General features: G+C 71.8%; 14 protein-coding genes. 9 read left to right on the top strand and 5 right to left on the bottom strand.

All coding sequences use genetic code 11. The features are described 5' to 3' along the window. Positions 1-289: 289 nt before the first annotated feature. The 5 genes from E1286_RS28610 (at position 290) to E1286_RS28630 (ending at position 5,471) form a co-directional block, all read left to right on the top strand. Positions 290-1,531: a hypothetical protein gene (locus E1286_RS28610; RefSeq protein ID WP_132617332.1), complete on the top strand. Its 1,242-nt coding sequence runs from the start codon at positions 290-292 to the stop codon at positions 1,529-1,531. A 9-nt stretch (positions 1,532-1,540) separates the two neighbouring features. Continuing rightward, on the top strand, positions 1,541-2,245 hold the full coding sequence (locus E1286_RS28615) for a DUF2786 domain-containing protein (RefSeq protein ID WP_132617334.1): 705 nt from the start codon (positions 1,541-1,543) through the stop codon (positions 2,243-2,245). Between the two features lie 89 nt (positions 2,246-2,334). Next, positions 2,335-3,372: an Ldh family oxidoreductase gene (locus E1286_RS28620; protein WP_132617336.1), complete on the top strand. Its 1,038-nt coding sequence runs from the start codon at positions 2,335-2,337 to the stop codon at positions 3,370-3,372. After that, on the top strand, positions 3,373-4,701 hold the full coding sequence (locus E1286_RS28625; protein WP_132617338.1) for an MFS transporter: 1,329 nt from the start codon (positions 3,373-3,375) through the stop codon (positions 4,699-4,701). Positions 4,702-4,706: 5 nt separating this feature from the next. Next, positions 4,707-5,471: an SDR family NAD(P)-dependent oxidoreductase gene (locus E1286_RS28630; RefSeq protein ID WP_132617340.1), complete on the top strand. Its 765-nt coding sequence runs from the start codon at positions 4,707-4,709 to the stop codon at positions 5,469-5,471. Positions 5,472-5,492: 21 nt separating this feature from the next. On the opposite strand, the gene pgm is transcribed toward E1286_RS28630, so the two are convergent. Next, positions 5,493-7,124, bottom strand: a complete 1,632-nt coding sequence (pgm, locus tag E1286_RS28635) for a phosphoglucomutase (alpha-D-glucose-1,6-bisphosphate-dependent) (protein ID WP_132617342.1) — start codon at positions 7,122-7,124, stop codon at positions 5,493-5,495. 100 nt (positions 7,125-7,224) lie between these two features. Between pgm and E1286_RS28640 the strand changes: the two genes are divergently transcribed. The 3 genes from E1286_RS28640 to thrS all read left to right on the top strand — a co-directional run bounded on the left by E1286_RS28640 (position 7,225) and on the right by thrS (position 10,791). After that, positions 7,225-8,124 carry a TIGR03564 family F420-dependent LLM class oxidoreductase gene (locus E1286_RS28640; RefSeq protein ID WP_132617344.1) on the top strand — a complete coding sequence of 300 codons (900 nt, stop codon included), beginning with the start codon at positions 7,225-7,227 and terminating at the stop codon, positions 8,122-8,124. A gap of 30 nt (positions 8,125-8,154) precedes the next feature. Beyond that, positions 8,155-8,763 (top strand): glycoside hydrolase family 25 protein, encoded by a 609-nt coding sequence (locus E1286_RS28645; RefSeq protein WP_165969951.1) that lies wholly within the window; start codon positions 8,155-8,157, stop codon positions 8,761-8,763. Positions 8,764-8,829: 66 nt separating this feature from the next. Next, on the top strand, positions 8,830-10,791 hold the full coding sequence (gene thrS / locus E1286_RS28650; RefSeq protein WP_132617348.1) for a threonine--tRNA ligase: 1,962 nt from the start codon (positions 8,830-8,832) through the stop codon (positions 10,789-10,791). Between the two features lie 52 nt (positions 10,792-10,843). Here the strand turns inward: thrS and E1286_RS28655 are convergent, their stop codons facing one another. Together E1286_RS28655 and E1286_RS28660 are read right to left on the bottom strand one after the other, a co-directional pair. Next, on the bottom strand, positions 10,844-11,566 hold the full coding sequence (locus E1286_RS28655; protein WP_132617350.1) for a PIG-L deacetylase family protein: 723 nt from the start codon (positions 11,564-11,566) through the stop codon (positions 10,844-10,846). 38 nt (positions 11,567-11,604) lie between these two features. Then, a complete protein-coding gene (locus E1286_RS28660; RefSeq protein WP_132617352.1) occupies positions 11,605-12,093 on the bottom strand; it encodes an Asp23/Gls24 family envelope stress response protein in 489 nt (162 codons plus the stop codon). 77 nt (positions 12,094-12,170) lie between these two features. Here E1286_RS28660 and E1286_RS28665 point away from each other — a divergent pair, with 77 nt between their 5' ends. Beyond that, entirely contained in the window at positions 12,171-12,701 is a 531-nt protein-coding gene (locus E1286_RS28665; RefSeq protein WP_246075257.1) for an HIT family protein, read from the top strand. Here E1286_RS28665 and E1286_RS28670 read toward each other — a convergent pair. Further along, a complete protein-coding gene (locus E1286_RS28670; RefSeq protein ID WP_246075259.1) occupies positions 12,657-14,732 on the bottom strand; it encodes a hypothetical protein in 2,076 nt (691 codons plus the stop codon). The genes E1286_RS28665 and E1286_RS28670 overlap by 45 nt on opposite strands. Positions 14,733-14,927: 195 nt before the next feature. Continuing rightward, the gene (locus E1286_RS28675) at positions 14,928-16,481 is read right to left on the bottom strand and encodes a glycoside hydrolase family 10-like protein (RefSeq protein WP_132617358.1); all 1,554 of its coding nucleotides are present in this window, start codon (positions 16,479-16,481) and stop codon (positions 14,928-14,930) included. Positions 16,482-16,563 lie beyond the last annotated feature (82 nt).

A 16,563-nucleotide genomic window follows, 5' to 3' on the forward strand; every position in this document is an offset into this window, starting at 1 on the left:
GGGTGGAGCGGGGGCGCCGCTGGGAAGAGCGCGGCGTCTGCGCGATCGCTTGCTCACGGTGACCTCCTCGCGCCCATTGTGCGCCCGGACGGCCCTGTCCGGCCGGCGGGGTAGCACGCCTGTCACCCGGACGCCAGGCCGACCGGCGACATAGTCGGTCAGAATGCCTGAACAGCAGGGAAAGGTGGGAGAAAAGGGACGGCGGATGGCGTTTGGCGTACAAGATGGCGACGTTCTGCGATGATCTCGTCGCATAGAGCCGGAGTTCGAGCCTCACGGATAGTGACAGATGCCGACATTAGAGGAAATAACAGTCTTCGTCACCGAGAAGCCGCTCGCCACGGCCGTCATCGCGCTGCTGGGCCTGGCCGGGCTCGTCCTGGCGCTCCTGGCGCTGAGAGTCGTATGGCGCGCCCTCTCGTGGCTGTTCACCAGGTACGTCGCCCCCCGCCCCATCGAGGACGTGCTCACCATCGTGGCCGCCTCCATCGCCACGGGCGTCTCCGCCCAGGGCATGTGGCGCTTCTCCGGTGACGTGCTGGGCCTCGACGGTCCGCTGCGGCTGCTGCTGTTCGCGTTCATCGAGGTCGCGATCATCACCTCCGCCGTGCGCGCCCGCCGCAACATGCGCGAGAACTTCTCCGCCGGCATCGACGGCATCGCCGTGTGGGCGCTGACCTGCCTGACCGCCGTGCTGTCCAGCATGGACGCGCGCAGCCTGCCCGAAGCCATCTTCCGGCTCGCCGCCCCGCTGGTCGCCGCCTGGCTGTGGGAGCGCGGCATGGCCATCGAACGCCACCGCATCCGGGGCACCGGCCGCATCAACTGGCGCCTGACCCCCGAGAGGCTGATGGTCAGGCTGGGCCTGGCCGAGGTCAGCGACCGCACGGCCAGCGAGGTCGACGCGCACCGCAGGCTCACCAGGGTCGCGCTGGCGGCCAAGCGGGCCAAGGCGCTGCGCGAGAACGGCGCCTCCGAGCGCAAGCTGCGCCACGCGCTGGCCAAGCTCGACAAGGCGATGGACCAGGCCGTCGAGCACACCGGCCTGGCCGTCGACCCGGCCCGCCAGGAGGCGCTGCTGGCCCAGATCGCCGCCCTGTACAACACCTCCGCGCTCATCGACGCCGACCCGCGCGTGCCGTGGGAGCCCGAGCCCGACCACAACCCGGTGCCGGCCCGCCCGGCGCTGCCGCCGGCGCTGGCCGAGCTGGTCCGGGACGAGGACGAGGACGCCGTGGTGCTCGACACCACCCCGCAGGTCATCAGCACGGCCGAGCGGGCGGCGCTGATGCGGGCCGCGCGGGAGTACTGGGACCGCCAGATCGCCAAGGGCATCGTGCCGCGCACCGTCGACATCGCCCAGGAGATCGGCATCTCGCTGGCCACGGCGCGCGAGTATCGTGCCCTCTGGAAGCTGGAGCCGCAGGCGCACGCCCTCATCGAGGCGCTGTACCACCAGCACGGCATCGTGGACACCGGCGCCTTCCCCGCCCTCGACGACGACGGGCGGGTGCTGAGCGGCAAGTCGTAGGGAGCACGTTTGCGGGAGCGCACGCTCGAACGCGTCAGGAAACTGCTGGCCAAGGCCGAACGCACCGACAACGAGCACGAGCGGGCGGCGTTCATGGCGGCGGCCTCCACACTGATGGCGAAGTACGGCATCGAGGCGCTGCCGCCCGAGGGCACCCGTCAGACGCCCGGCGACCGCGTCGTCACCCTCCCCGGGCCGTGGGCCAGGGAGAAGGCCCGCCTGGTCAGCCTGGTCGCCCAGGCCGTGCGCTGCCGCCCGCTGCTGCTCGGCCGGGGCGACGGCGGGCAGCGGGTGCACGTCTTCGGCTTCGCCGCCGACCTGGAGCGGGCCGAGCTGCTGGCCACGTCGCTGCTGCTGCAGATGGCCTCGGGGCTGGCCAGGGCGGATCTCCCGGAAGGCGTCACGGCCGTGCGGGCGTACCGCAGGTCGTGGCTGCTGGGGTTCACCGACGAGGTCTACCGCCTGCTGTGCGCCGCGGAGTCGCGCGCCGAGACCGAGGCGGTGGCGGGGGCGGGGGCCGCCGGCACGGCGCTGGTGCTCGCCGACCGCCGTGCCGAGGTGGACCGCGCGGTGGCCGCCCGCTACCCGAGGATCCGCCTCAGCGTGCCGCGGACCAGTGGCACGGGCTACCGCGACGGCGTCGTGGCCGGTCGCAGGGCCGACCTCGGCCGCACGGGCATGCCCGCCGCGCCCGCCCGTGAGCTCCATCGGTAAGCCCTTTCCAGAGATCCGTTTGGCGGAGCGGGAAGCGGGCATAAGCGCGCACACGGAACGTCAGTCCTGCCAGAGCGAGGCGGGTCACCGTGAACGCATCCGCACATGTCATCACCGCCGACCTCCTGCGCGATCTCGCCCGCGACCTGCTGGCCGCCGCGCGCGTCCCGTCCGGCGCGGCGGAGGTCGTCGCAGGTTCGCTGGTCGAGGCCGACCTGGCCGGGCACGGCTCGCACGGCGTACGCCGGATCGTGCCGTACCTCGGTCAGATCGACGCCGGGGTGATCCTGCCGGGCGCCGGTCCAGAGGTCGTCTCCCGTCGCGGCGCCACCGCCGTGGTGTCGGGGCGGCGCGGCTTCGGGCAACCGGCCGCCCGCCTGGCCTCCGCCGAGGCGGCCGCCCTCGCCGCCGCCCACGGCGTCGGCGTGGTCGCCATCCGGGAGTGCAACCACGTCGGCCGGCTCGGCGAGTACGCCGAGGCGCTGGCCCGCCAGGGCCTCATCGCCCAGATCGTCGGCAACGCCGACCCGACCGTGGCCCCGTACGGCGGGCACCGCAGGATGCTCGGCACCAACCCCATGGCCTGGGCCGTGCCGCGGGCCGGGGGCACGGCCGTGGTCATGGACTGGGCCACCGCCGCGATGGCCGAGGGCAAGCTCGGCCTGCTGCGCGCGGCCGGCTCGCCGGCCCCGGAGGGCGTGGTCGTCGATCCGGAGGGCCGCCCGTCCACCGACCCGGCCGACTTCTACCGGGGCGGGGCGCTGCTGCCGTTCGGCGGCCACAAGGGGTACGGGCTCAGCGTGCTCATCGAGCTGGTCGGCGGCCTGCTCACCGGAACCGGCGCCGCCTGCTCGCCCGAGTACGACGGCACCTTCGGCACGGTGGTCACCGCGGTGGACGTCACGGCGTTCGTCGACCTGGACGTCTACGTCGCCCAGGTCGAAGCCTTCTGCGAGGCCCTGCGCGCCTCCGGCCCCGGAGTGGTCGTTCCGGGGGAGCCCGAGGCCGGCACGCGCGCGGAGCGGCTGAAGGAGGGCATCCCGGTGCCCGCGCCGGTGTGGGCGGAGTTAACGGGTCTCGCCTCGCGGCTCGGCGTTCCCTGGCCTGACACGCCCCCTGGAGGTTAGATGTCCGCCACGCCGCCCCCCACCTCCTCACCCGAGCTCAAGCGCGTCGTCACAGGAGCCCTCGTCGGCACCGCCCTGGAGTGGTACGACTTCTTCATCTACGGTACCGCCGCCGCCCTCGTCTTCAACCGCCTGTTCTTCACCGATTCCGACCCCGCCGCCGGCACGATCGCCGCCTTCGCCACGTTCGGCGTGGGCTTCGTGGTCCGGCCGTTCGGCGGCGTGCTCTTCGGCCACCTCGGCGACAAGATCGGCCGCCGTTCCACGCTGATCATCACCACGCTGATCATGGGCGTGTCCACGGGGCTGATCGGCCTGCTGCCCACCCATCCCGCGATCGGCGTGTGGGCGCCGATCCTGCTCACGTTCCTGCGCGTCTGCCAGGGCCTCGGCGCGGGCGCCGAGTTCGGCGGCGCGGCGACGCTGCTGGCCGAGCACGCCCCGCCCGGCCGGCGCGGCTACTACGCCTCCTTCGCCCAGACCGGTGTGCAGATCGGGCTGGTGCTCGGCACCTCGGCGTTCCTGCTCGTCCAGCTGCTGCCCGAGGAGGACTTCCTGGCGTGGGGCTGGCGGCTGCCGTTCCTGGTGAGCTTCGCGCTGATCGGCGTGGCCCTGTACGTACGGCTGCGCGTGGCCGAGTCTCCGGTGTTCCGCGAGATGGAGCGGACCCGCGAGATCGTCAGGGTACCGATCAAGGACGCGCTGGCCCGCCACCCGCGCAACTTCCTCGTCGGCGTCGGCGCGCACATCAACGACACGGCCATCGTCTACACGCTGTCGACCTTCAGCGTCGCGTACGCCACCGCCGAGCTCGGCATGTCCAACCACGGCGCGCTCTTCGGCGTGATCCTCTTCGCGCTGACCGTCATCGTGCTGCAACCGATCTACGGCAACCTGTCGGACCGCGTCGGGCGGCGCCCGCTCAACCTGTTCAGCGTCGTGTTCGTCGCCGTCTTCGTCTACCCGTACTTCCTCATGGTCGGCACCGGGGTGCCGTGGCTGGTGTGGCTGGCCATGATGATCATGGGTGCGTTCGGGTTCGCCCCGCAGGTCGCCGTACAGCCGGTCTTCTACGCCGAGCTGTTCGGGGCCCGCGTGCGCTACACCGGCTTCGCCGCCTCACGCGAGCTGGGTGCGGCGCTGGCCGGGTTCTCGCCGCTGATCGGCGCGGCGCTCGCGGCCCGGCTCGACGGGGCCCCGTGGCTGGTGGCGGCCTTCCTGATCGGGACGGCGGTCATCTCCTTCGCGGCCTTCTACGCCTCGCGCGAGACCAAGGACATCGACATCGCCGACATCGACCCGGTGCGCAAGCCCGTGGCGGAGGAGTGACGAGCATGGACCTCAACGGCACGGTCGCCGTGATCACCGGCGGCGGCACGGGCATCGGCGCGGCCGTCGCGGAGCGCCTGGCCAGGAAGGGCGCGGCGGCGGTGGTCGTCGGCTACTCGCGCTCGGCCGGCGAGGCGCAGGAGACGGTCGCGCGCCTGGAGAGCCTGGGCTGCAAGGCCGAGGCGCTGGCCGCCGACGTGTCCGACGACGCCGCCGTACGCCGCATGGCCGAGCGGGTACGCGCCTCCTACGGCCGGGTGGACGTCCTGGTGTGCAACGCGGGCATGACCAGGTGGGTGCCGTTCCCCGACCTGGAGGGGCTCACCGACGACGTGTGGCGGCAGGTCATGGGCGTCAACCTCATGGGCGCCTTCTACTGCGCCCGCGCCTTCGCCCCCGACCTGCGTGCGGCGCGCGGGGCCGTCGTCAACGTGGCCTCCGTCGCCGGGCTGCACCCGACCGGCTCCTCGATCGCCTACGGCGTCAGCAAGGCCGCGCTGCTCCAGCTCACCCGCGACCTCGCGGTGGCGCTGGCGCCCGAGGTCCGGGTGAACGCGGTCGCGCCCGGCATGGTGGCGACCCGCTGGCACATCGACCGGGTGGGGGAGCAGGTGTTCGCCGAGATGGCGACGAAGGAGGAGCTGAAGGCGCCGCTGCGCCGCACGGCCCGCCCCGAGCACGTCGCCCAGCTGGTCACCGCCCTGCTGGAGTCGGACATGGTGACCGGCGAGACCCTCGTCGGCGACGGCGGCCGCCACCTCACCTACTGACCGCCGCACGGCCGCCCCGGGTCAGCCCAGGGCGGCCGAGACGAGGGAACGGGCCTCCTCCTGCACCTTGGCCAGGTGGTCGGCGCCCTTGAAGGACTCGGCGTAGATCTTGTAGACGTCCTCGGTCCCGGACGGCCGGGCCGCGAACCAGGCATTCCGCGTCGCGACCTTCACGCCGCCCAGCGCGGCCCCGTTGCCCGGCGCCGACGTCTGCACCGCCGTGATCGGCTCCCCGGCCAGCGACGAGGCCGTCACCTGCTCGGCCGACAGCTTGCCCAGCACGGCCTTCTCCTCCCGCGTGGCAGGCGCGTCCACCCGCGCGTACGCGGGCTCCCCGAAGCGCCCGGTCAGCTCGCGGTAGTGCTCGCTCGGCGACTTCCCGGTGACCGCCAGGATCTCGGAGGCCAGCAGCGCGAGGATGAGGCCGTCCTTGTCGGTCGACCACACCGACCCGTCGCGGCGCAGGAACGACGCCCCCGCGCTCTCCTCGCCGCCGAACCCCAGCGAGCCGTCCAGCAGCCCCGGCACGAACCACTTGAACCCCACCGGCACCTCGTACAGCCGCCGGCCCAGCGACTCGGCCACGCGGTCGATGATCCCGCTGCTCACCATGGTCTTGCCCACCCCGGCCCCCGACGGCCAGCCGTCGCGGTGGGTGTACAGGTAGGAGATGGCCACGGCGAGGTAGTGGTTGGGGTTCATCAGCCCGCCGTCGGGCGTGACGATGCCGTGCCGGTCGGCGTCGGCGTCGTTGCCCGTCGAGACGTCGTACCTGTCGCGGTTGTCGATCAGCGAGGCCATCGCGTACGGCGACGAGCAGTCCATCCGGATCTTGCCGTCCCAGTCGAGCGTCATGAACCGCCACGTCGGGTCCACCAGCGGGTTGACCACGGTCAGGCCGAGCCGGTGCCGCTCGGCGATCTCGCCCCAGTAGGCCACGCTCGCCCCGCCCAGCGGGTCGGCGCCGATGCGCACCCCGGCCGCCCTGACGGCGTCGAGGTCCACCACGGACGGCAGGTCGTCCACGTACGCGCCCAGGAAGTCGTAGCGCCCGGCCCGGTCGAGGGCCGTGGTGTAGGGGACCCGGCGCACACCCTTCAGCCCGTCCTGCAGCAGCCGGTTGGCGCGGTCCTGGATCCAGGAGGTCGCGTCGGTGCCGGCGGGGCCGCCGTGCGGCGGGTTGTACTTGAACCCGCCGTCGGACGGCGGGTTGTGCGACGGGGTGATGACGACGCCGTCGGCGAGCCCGGACGTGCGGTCGCGGTTGTGCCGCAGGATGGCGTGGGAGACGGCGGGCGTCGGTGTGTAGCCGTCGCGCGTGTCGATGAGGATGTCGACCTCGTTGGCGGCCAGCACCTCCAGCGCCGACACGCGGGCCGGCTCCGACAGCGCGTGGGTGTCGATGCCGAGGAAGAGCGGACCGTCGGTGCCCTGCGCGCGCCGGTATTCGCAGATCGCCTGCGTCGTGGCCAGGATGTGCTCCTCGTTGAACGCCGTCTTCAGCGACGATCCGCGATGCCCCGAGGTGCCGAACGCCACCCGCTGCCCCACCTCGCCGGGGTCGGGACGCAGGGCGTAGTAGGACGTCACCAGCCTGGCGACGTCGACCAGGTCCGAAGGCCGGGCGGGCTGTCCCGCGCGTTCGTGCGTCATGCAGCCCACTTTACAAATCGGCCGCGCCGCGCCGGGGGACCGCCCGGCCGGGCGGATACGAGATACATTCGCCTCAGTCACCAGAACGGAGTTCTGTTCTATGCGCTACGGATATCTCCTCGCCGAACCCCAGGGGGACGACCCCATCGGCGCCCTCCGCGACCAGATCGCCCGCGCGGCGGACGACGGCTTCACCTCGGCCTGGCTGTCCAACATCTTCGGCCTCGACGCCATCACCGCTCTGGCCGCGGCGGGCGCGCAGGCCCCGCCCATCGAGCTGGGCACCGCCGTGGTGCCGACCTACCCGCGCCACCCGGCCGTGCTCGCCCAGCAGGCCATGACCGCCAACGCCGCGCTCGGCGGCCGGCTCACCCTCGGCATCGGGCTGTCGCACAAGGTCGTCATCGAGAACGTGTTCGGCTACAGCTTCGAGCGCCCCGGCCGGCACATGAAGGAGTACCTCGACATCCTCGTCCCCGCCTCGAAGGGCGAGCAGGTCTCCTACGAGGGCGAGACGCTCAAGGCCAACGTACGGCTCACCACCCCCGGCGCGGGCGTCCCCGTGCTGGTGGCCGCGCTCGGGCCGCGCATGCTCAAGCTGGCCGGCACCGTGGCCGCCGGCACCATCCTGTGGATGACCGGGCCGAAGACGGTGGCCGAGCACATCGCCCCGACCATCAGGGCCGCCGCCGCCGAGGCCGGCCGCGAGGAGCCGCGCATCGTCTGCGCGCTGCCCATCTGCGTCACCGACGACCCCGCCGGCGCCGTCGCCCGCGCCAACGAGATCTTCTCGATGTACGGCCGCCTGCCGTCCTACCGCGCGATGCTCGACCGGGAGGGCGCGGCCGGGCCCGGCGACGTGGCGATCGTGGGCGACGAGGACACCGTGCTGGCCAAGCTCGAGGAGCTCAAGCAGGCCGGCGTGACCGACTTCGTGGCCTCCCCGTTCGCCAACCGGGAACGCACCCGTACCCTCCTGATCGGCGCGGCGAAGGGCTGATCAGGGCAGGTCTCAATAAACTCCGGCAAGGTGAAGAAGCGCTTGCTGCAGGGCATAGACGTGTCGAACTGGCAGGGCACGGTCGACTGGACCGGCCAGGCCGACCGAGGAGTCGCCTTCGCCTTCGCCAAGGCGACCGAGGGCGGCGATTACACCGACAAGTGGTTTCCGCGCAACTGGAACGGCATGCGGGAAAGCTGGATCGTGTGCGGCGCCTACCACTTCGCCCGGCCCAAGGGCGACCCCCTGGAGCAGGCGCGTCACTTCCTGGACGTGATCAGGTCGGCCGGCGGCCTGCGCCGCGGCGACCTGATCGCGCTCGACCTGGAGACCAACGACGGGCTTGGCCCCGAGAAGGTCGCCCGCTACGCGCGCCGGTGGTGCCACTTCGTCGAGCGGCACACCGGCGTGCGGCCGTTCATCTACACCTTCCACACGTTCGCGCAGAACGGTCACTGCTCCGGGCTGGCCGAACATCCCCTGTGGATCGCCAGCCCGGCGAGCCCGCGCGGAGAGCCCGCGGTGCCGAGCCCCTGGAACGACTGGACCATCCACCAGTACGACAACAGGCCCCTCGACCGCAACGTCTTCCACGGCAGCCGCAAGGAGCTGACAAGGATGGGGTTTCGCCCGCGATAGCATCGGTGTTCACCATACGAACCAGCCTCGGTGCCCGTCATCGAGCGCGATCCCAAGGGAGACACCGTGTCAGCCGAGCTACGCATCACCCTCGCCGGAGCCGAGCGTGTGGTCGCGGCCGGCACGACGGCCGGAGAGGCGCTGGAGGCCGACGGCCGCACCGTCATCGCGGCCCGCGTCAACGGCGAGCCGCGCGATCTCGCCTGGTCGCTGGCCGACGGCGACGCGGTCGAGCCGATCGAGGTCTCCAGCGACGCCGGCCGGGCGATCGTGCGCCACTCCACCGCCCACGTCATGGCCCAGGCCGTGCAGGAGCTGTTCCCCGAGGCCAAGCTGGGCATCGGCCCGCCCGTCGAGAACGGCTTCTACTACGACTTCGACGTCAAGCAGGCCTTCCACCCCGACGACCTCAAGCGCATCGAGAAGCGCATGCGCGAGATCGTCAAGCAGGGGCAGGCGTTCTCCCGCCGGGTCGTCACCGACGAGGAGGCGCGAGCGGAGCTGGCGGCGGAGCCGTACAAACTGGAGCTGATCGGGCTCAAGGGCGGAGCCGCCGACGAGGAGTCCGTCGAGGTGGGGGCCGGCGAGCTCACCATCTACGACAACCTCGACCCCAAGACCGGCGAGCTGAAGTGGAAAGACCTGTGCCGCGGCCCCCACGTGCCGTCCACCCGGTCGATCCCCGCGTTCAAGCTCATGCGCTCCGGCGGCGCCTACTGGCGCGGCAGCGAGAAGAACCCGCAGCTGCAGCGCATCTACGGCACCGCCTGGGAGTCGCGCGAGAAGCAGGACGACTACCTCAAGCTGCTGGAGGAGGCCGAGAAGCGCGACCACCGCAAGCTGGGCGCCGAGCTCGACCTGTTCAGCTTCCCCGACGAGCTGGGCTCCGGCCTGGCCGTCTTCCACCCCAAGGGCGGCGTGATCCGCCGGGTGATGGAAGACTACTCGCGCCGCCGCCACGAGGAGGCGGGCTACGAGTTCGTCAACACGCCCCACATCACCAAGGAGCACCTCTACCAGGTCTCGGGCCACCTCGACTGGTACAAGGACGGCATGTTCCCTCCCATGGAGCTGGAGGGGGCGCGCTACTACCTCAAGCCGATGAACTGCCCGATGCACAACCTGATCTACCGGGCGCGCGGGCGTTCCTACCGTGAGCTGCCGCTGCGGCTGTTCGAGTTCGGCACGGTCTACCGCTACGAGAAGTCCGGCGTGATCCACGGCCTCACCCGCGTGCGCGGCATGACGCAGGACGACGCCCACATCTACTGCACCCACGAGCAGATGCGCGACGAGCTGACCTCGCTGCTGCGCTTCGTGCTCGACCTGCTGCGCGACTACGGGCTCGAAGACTTCTACCTCGAGCTGTCCACGAAGGACCCGCAGAAGTTCGTCGGCTCCGACGAGGTCTGGGAGGAGGCCACCCAGACGCTGCGCGAGGTGGCCGAGGCGGAGAAGCTCGAGCTCGTGATGGACCCGGGCGGCGCCGCCTTCTACGGCCCCAAGATCTCCGTCCAGGCCCGCGACGCGATCGGCCGCACCTGGCAGATGTCGACCATCCAGCTCGACTTCAACCTGCCTGAGCTGTTCGAGCTCGAGTACCAGGCGGCCGACGGCACCCGCAAGCGACCCGTGATGATCCACCGGGCGCTGTTCGGCTCGATCGAGCGCTTCTTCGGCGTGCTGGTCGAGCACTACGCGGGCGCCTTCCCCGCGTGGCTGGCCCCGGTGCAGGTCGTCGGCATCCCGATCGCCGACGCTCACGTGCCCTACCTGCAGGACGTCGCCAAGCGGCTGCGTGAGCGCGGCATCCGCATCGAGGTCGACGCCTCCGACGACCGCATGCAGAAGAAGATCCGCAACGCGCAGAAGGCCAAGGTGCCGTACATGCTGCTCGCGGGCGACGACGACATCGCCAATGGAGCGGTGTCGTTCCGCTACCGCAACGGCGAGCAGAAGAACGGCGTCCCGATCGACGACGCTGTCGCCGAGATCGTCAGCGCTGTCGAGCACCGCGTCCAGGTCTGACCGTCATCCGGCGGAGCGGCCCCCCGTCGAGGCCGCTCCGCCGCTGCGTTCTCTAGCGCGGGTAGAGCCGGAACGTGACCGCCGGGCGCCCGCCGAAGCGTTCCGCCTCCTGCAGGGCGAAGCCCTCGATGAGGCCGCGCGCGTACGCCTCCGGGTCCCCGTCGGTCAGCGCCTCGATGTAGGCGCGGTGCTCCAGCAGCGAGCGCACGCCCCGCTCCAGGCCGTCCGTCACGTCGACGGCGTGGGTGGGGGAGTCGGTGCCGCCCACCGCCACCCAGCGCACGCCGTTCCACGGCTCGCCACCGGCGTCGGGGAAGATCCAGCGGTTGCCGGCGTCACCGGCGGCGTCGAGCACGGCCCGGCCGACCGCCCGGTGGTCGGGCGTGTTCCAGTACGTGCCCTCCCAGGCGTCGTCGGGGTTGATGGTGATCACGAGTTCGGGGCGGTGCCGGCGGATGGCGGCGGCCAGGTCTCTGCGCAGCGGCGTACCGTACTCGATGACGCCGTCGGCGTGGCCGAGGAACTCCACCCGGCTCACCCCGACGACGGCCGCGCTGGCTCGCTCCTCCTGCTCGCGCACCGCCGCGGCCTTGACCGGTTCGAGGGTGTCGATGCCCGCCTCACCACGGGTCACCATCACGTACGCGACCTCGCGGCCCGCGTCGGTCCAGGTCGCCACGGCGGAGGCGCAGCCGTACTCGAGGTCGTCGGGGTGGGCCACGATGGCCAGGGCACGCTGCCAGTCTTCGGGCATGGGCTGGAGCTGATCCGTCATGGCTCTCATCCTGGCAGCCGCGCCCCGCATGTGAACCCTCAGGCGGCGGAAGACGGCTCCTCGTCGGCGGCCGGGTCGCGCGGGGCCGGGTGGGGGTCGCCGGGAAGGCGGACGTCGTCCACGGTCACGTTGACCTCCATGACCCGCATGCCCAGCATCCGGCTGACGATCATGGCCACGTTCGTCTTGACCTCGGAGGCGACGTCCATGACGACATGGCCGTACTCGACCACGATCGTCAGGCTCACGGCCACCTCGCCGTTGTGGATCTGCGCGTTGACGCCCTGGTTGGCGCGGCGCGAGCCGAGGCCGATGCGGTCGCGTACGGACTCGAAGGCGCGCGCGAGGTCGCCGCCCATGTCGGCGACGCCCTCGACCTCCAGCGCGGCCAGCGCGGCGACCTTCTCGACCACCTCGTCGGCGACCTTGATGCGCCCCTTCACAGCCGAGTCGGTGGCCGGCGCCTCGATGTACGAAGGCCCGTCGGACTGCTCGGGGGCGGACTGCTCGGTCAGGGTCTCAGTCATGGCGATCTCCTGTCGGGGGATGATCAGGATTGTGCCGGAAGAGCTCCCCGTTTGTCCGTGGTCATATGCTGCTAGTTATGCACGATCAGGCAGGGGCAGGGGCCCCGGACAACTTCCAGCGTCTGTGGACCCCGCATCGCATGGCCTACATCAAGGGCGAGAACAAGCCGACCGGCAGCGGCCCCGGAGAGGGATGCCCGTTCGACGTCATCCCGACGATGAGCGACGAGGACGGCCTGATCGTGGCGAGGGGCGCGTCGGTCTACGCGGTGCTCAACCTCTACCCGTACAACTCCGGCCACCTGATGGTGGTGCCGTACCGGCATGTGTCCGACTACGACGAGCTCGACGCCGCCGAGGTGGCCGAGCTGGGGGAATACACCCAGAAGTCGGTGCGGGCGCTGCGCAAGGCCAGCGGCGCGCAGGGCTTCAACGTCGGCATGAACCTCGGCCACGTCGCGGGCGCCGGCATCGCCGCCCACCTGCACCAGCACGTCGTGCCGCGGTGGGGCGGCGACACCAACTTCATGCCGGTCGTCGCCCAGACCAAGGTGCTGCCGCAGCTACTTCGGGACACCCGACAGCTGCTCGCCGACGCCTGGGGCTGATCCGCGGCCGAAGGCCACCGCGCCGAGGCCGGTGGCCAGCAGCAGCGGCACGGCCAGGGCCAGCGCCATCGACAGCACGGCCGCGCCGGAGTCGTTGACCAGCATCCCGACCACGCCGCTGACGAGCGTGCCGATCAGACCGGCGCGCAGCGCGGGGGAGTGCTCGAACGCCGCCGGCACCACCCCAGCCGAGGCCTGCTCGGGCCGCAGTATCGCGTAGACCAGGAACGCCACGGCCACGATCACGATCGGCATCAGGTTGGGGCTGAGCAGGGTGGCCAGCATGGCCTCCAGCTTGCGCCAGATGACGTCGAACGCCTCCCCGGTCAGCACCTGACCGACGAACCTGCCGAGGTGGGTCTGCTCGGCGGGCGGCTGCAGGTAGTTGTACCAGGCGAAGCCCATCACGATCACCCCGCCGGCCACGCAGAACGCCGCCAGCTTCATCAGCGAGACCCGCTTGCCCGACAGGATCAGCGCGGTCACCGCGATGCCCGGCACGAACGCGATCACACCGCCGAAGTCGCTGCCGAGGCCCGAGCCGCCCAGCACCATCGCGATCGCCCCCAGCACCACGATCGCGGCCACGCCGACCTTGCCAGGCCACCGGTGCGCGATCACGGTGGTGCTCAGCAGCGTGCCGGTCGCGAGCAGCGCGAACGGGATGTTGCCCAGGCCGAAGTAACGGGCGCCCTGCTCGGCGCTGTAGCCCATGAAGCTGTTGAGCTGGAGCGTGGTGCCGGTGAGCAGGTCGGCGGCGAGCGTCAGCGCGGTGATGCCGGCGACCACGGCCAGCGGGCCGAGCGGCTTGCGCCGCCATGGCCCGGCCAGCGCCAGCACGGTGATCGCCGCCCACCAGGCGAGCATGCCGCCGAACAGCCCCACATGGTCGCTCCACGGCAGCAGGTTGACCAGGAACGAGGTGACCGGCAGGGCCGCCACGGCCACGGCCGCCACGCGCAGCCAGCGCCAGTGGCTGCGGCGGCGCAGCAGCAGGAAGGCGCCGACGTAGAACAGGACCTGGATGACCGCCAGCGCGGTGAAGTACTGGCCCTTGGCCGAGCGCATGGTCTGCGCGCTGGCGTCGGCGCGCCGCAGCTGCTCGACGGTGGCGCCGGGGTCGCCGACCCGCAGCGGCACGCCCACGACGGTCGGCGGCACGGCGACGCCGAGCTCGGTGAGCGCGGTGGCGGTCAGGTCGGGCAGGATCGAGATGTCGTCGCGGCGGGTGGAGGCGGCGCCAAGCAGGCGGCCCTCTGCGCCCGGCCGCTGCAGCGCCGACACCCGCAGGTGGGGCACCGAGCCGTGGTCGGACATCCCCGCCAGCAGCACCGTCGTGCCGGCGGGCAGTGCGGTGAGCAGCGCGCCCACCTCGGCGTCGGCCTGGCGCAGCGCCCGGCGCCGCTCGGCGGGGCCGAGCAGCTCCGGCTCGGCGGGCAGCCGGCCGTCTGTCAGGTAGGGGGCGACGAGGTCGTCGACGTCCATCGCGACCATCCGGCACCGCTCCAGGTCGGCGGTGGTGATCCCCGTGGCGGAGTCGCGGTAGCTCTGCACCGCGCCCTGCTGGTCGGCCAGCGCCAGCGCGGCGCCCGGGCCGATCGCGACCGAGCACTGACCGGCCGCCTTGAGTGACCGGCCGAGCGTGCCGGCGTAGCGCTGTCCGGCCACGTCGATGAGGTAGCGGTAGCCGGGGACGACCGCGCCGTCGCCCTGCCGCTCGGGTGCGGGGGGCGCGCCGCAGCGGTAGCCCGCCGCCGACCTGGTGCCGGCCGAGACGGTCAGCCAGCCGTCGTAGGGGCAGGTCACGTTGCCGACCGTACGCACCGACAGGGAGCCGATCGCGCTGGAGGCGGCCAGCTTCCACAGGTGGGGTGTGTCGGACGGGGTGATGTCGTTCCAGTGCAGGGCGGGCACGCCGATGAGGGCGACCCTGCCGCCGGCGTCGTCCGCCCGGGCCGGCCCGGCGAGCAGGCCGTGCCCGGCCAGCATCTGGCCGACCAGCACGGCCAGCACGATGAGCGCACGCCTCACGCCGATGACCTCCCGTGGTCGCTTCGGTTCCGTGGCACGGTAGAGCAAGGTCATGTTCCGGCGCCACCGGACGCGACTACCTTCTCATGCACCGGCACCCCGCCGATCCCATCGCGCCCGGCCCGCGAATCCGCCGGGAACGCCGACGGCCGGGGCGGCGGAAACCGGCCCCGGCCGCGTGCGTTCAGCAGCGGGTCAGCCTGTCTTCACCCGGAGGGCGTCGCTCTCGCGGGAGAGACGGTCGATCGAGGTGATCAGGTAGGTGCCGGGCGCCTTCGCGGTGTAGGACGGGCCTCCCACGACGGCCACCAGGTCACGGGCGTCGGCGGTGTGGCAGTCCCGGCCCGACTTCGGCAGCCGGTAGACCGCGTAGGCGCGGGCTCCCTGGGCGGGGGTCCACGACAGCGCCGTCCCCTGCGCCCTGACGCCCTGCGGCGCCGCGGGAGCCTGGCCGCCGGCGTCCGGAACCGCCGGCGGCAGCGCCGGGCGGCTGTAGTACGTCGTGGCGACGCGGTCGATCGCCCGCAGCGGGTTGGTCAGCAGCTGCTTGGCGCTGAAGAACACCTCGCCGTCGACCTGCTTGGAGTCGCGGTTGACGCCGACCTGCGCGGCCAGCTCGCCCGGACGCGTCCAGGTCCTGTCGTCGCGCGTGCCGACGCGGTAGAGGCCCTGGCCGATGTAGAGCTGCACGTCGCTGCCCTTGACCTCGTTGGACCACCAGCGGACCAGCGTGTTGTAGTCGGCCTGGCGGTGCCCGCGCGGCCAGTAGAGCTGCGGCAGCACGTAGTCGACCGTGCCGTCCTTGATCCAGGCCCGCGCGTCGGCGTAGATCGAGTCGTACGCGGACATGCCCGAGGTGGCCGAGCCGGTCGGGTCGTTGGACTTGTTGCGCCAGATGCCGAACGGGCTGATGCCGAACCGCACGTGGCCCTTGGCGCGATGGACGGCCCTGTCGACCTCGGCGACGAGCGTGTCGACGTTGTCGCGCCGCCACTCGGCGAGCTTCATGCCCTTGCCGTACTTGCGGAAGGCCGCCCGGTCGTCGAACGTCGCGCCCGCCACCGGGTAGGGGTAGAAGTAGTCGTCGAAGTGCACGCCGTCGATGTCGTAGCGGCTGACGACGTCGTCGATGACCTTGACCACGTGCTCGCGCACGGCCGGCATACCGGGGTTGTAGTAGAGGCGGCCGCCGTACTTGACCGTCCAGTCCGGGTGCTGGCGCGCGGGATGGCTGCGGGGCAGCTTGGAGACGCTGTCCTTGTAGGACGCGCGATACGGGTTGAACCAGGCGTGGAACTCCATGCCCCGCTTGTGGGCCTCGGAGATGAGGAACGGCAGCGGGTCCCAGCCGGGATCCTTGCCCTCGGTCCCGGTCAGGTACTGCGACCACGGCTCGAGCGACGACTTGTACAGCGCGTCGGAGGCCGGGCGCACCTGGACGAAGACCGCGTTGAGGTTGCGCTTGGCGGCACTGTCGAGGATCTTGACGTACTCGGCCCGCTGCCGGTCGGGCCGCAGGCCGGCCCTGGAGGGCCAGTCGATGTTCTGGGTCGTGGCGATCCACACCCCGCGCAGCTCCCGTTTCGGATGGCGCGGGTCGGCCTTGCAGGCCGGAGAGGGTGTGGAGGTGGTCGTCTTCTTCTGGCTCGCCGCGGGGCTCCGCTCGGCGTCGGGGCCGAAGGCGTAGGCGGCCGTGGTGGTCACGACCGCGAGCACGGCGGCTGCTAGGAGGGGCCGTCCAGTACGCATAGTGCCACCCAGTGTGACACCCGGCCCGCCATGGTCGGGACGGAAAAACGAAATAGACTCGTGATGCTTCTGTGATAAATGA

This window comes from Nonomuraea terrae (assembly GCF_004348995.1).
Lineage (GTDB): Bacteria > Actinomycetota > Actinomycetes > Streptosporangiales > Streptosporangiaceae > Nonomuraea > Nonomuraea terrae.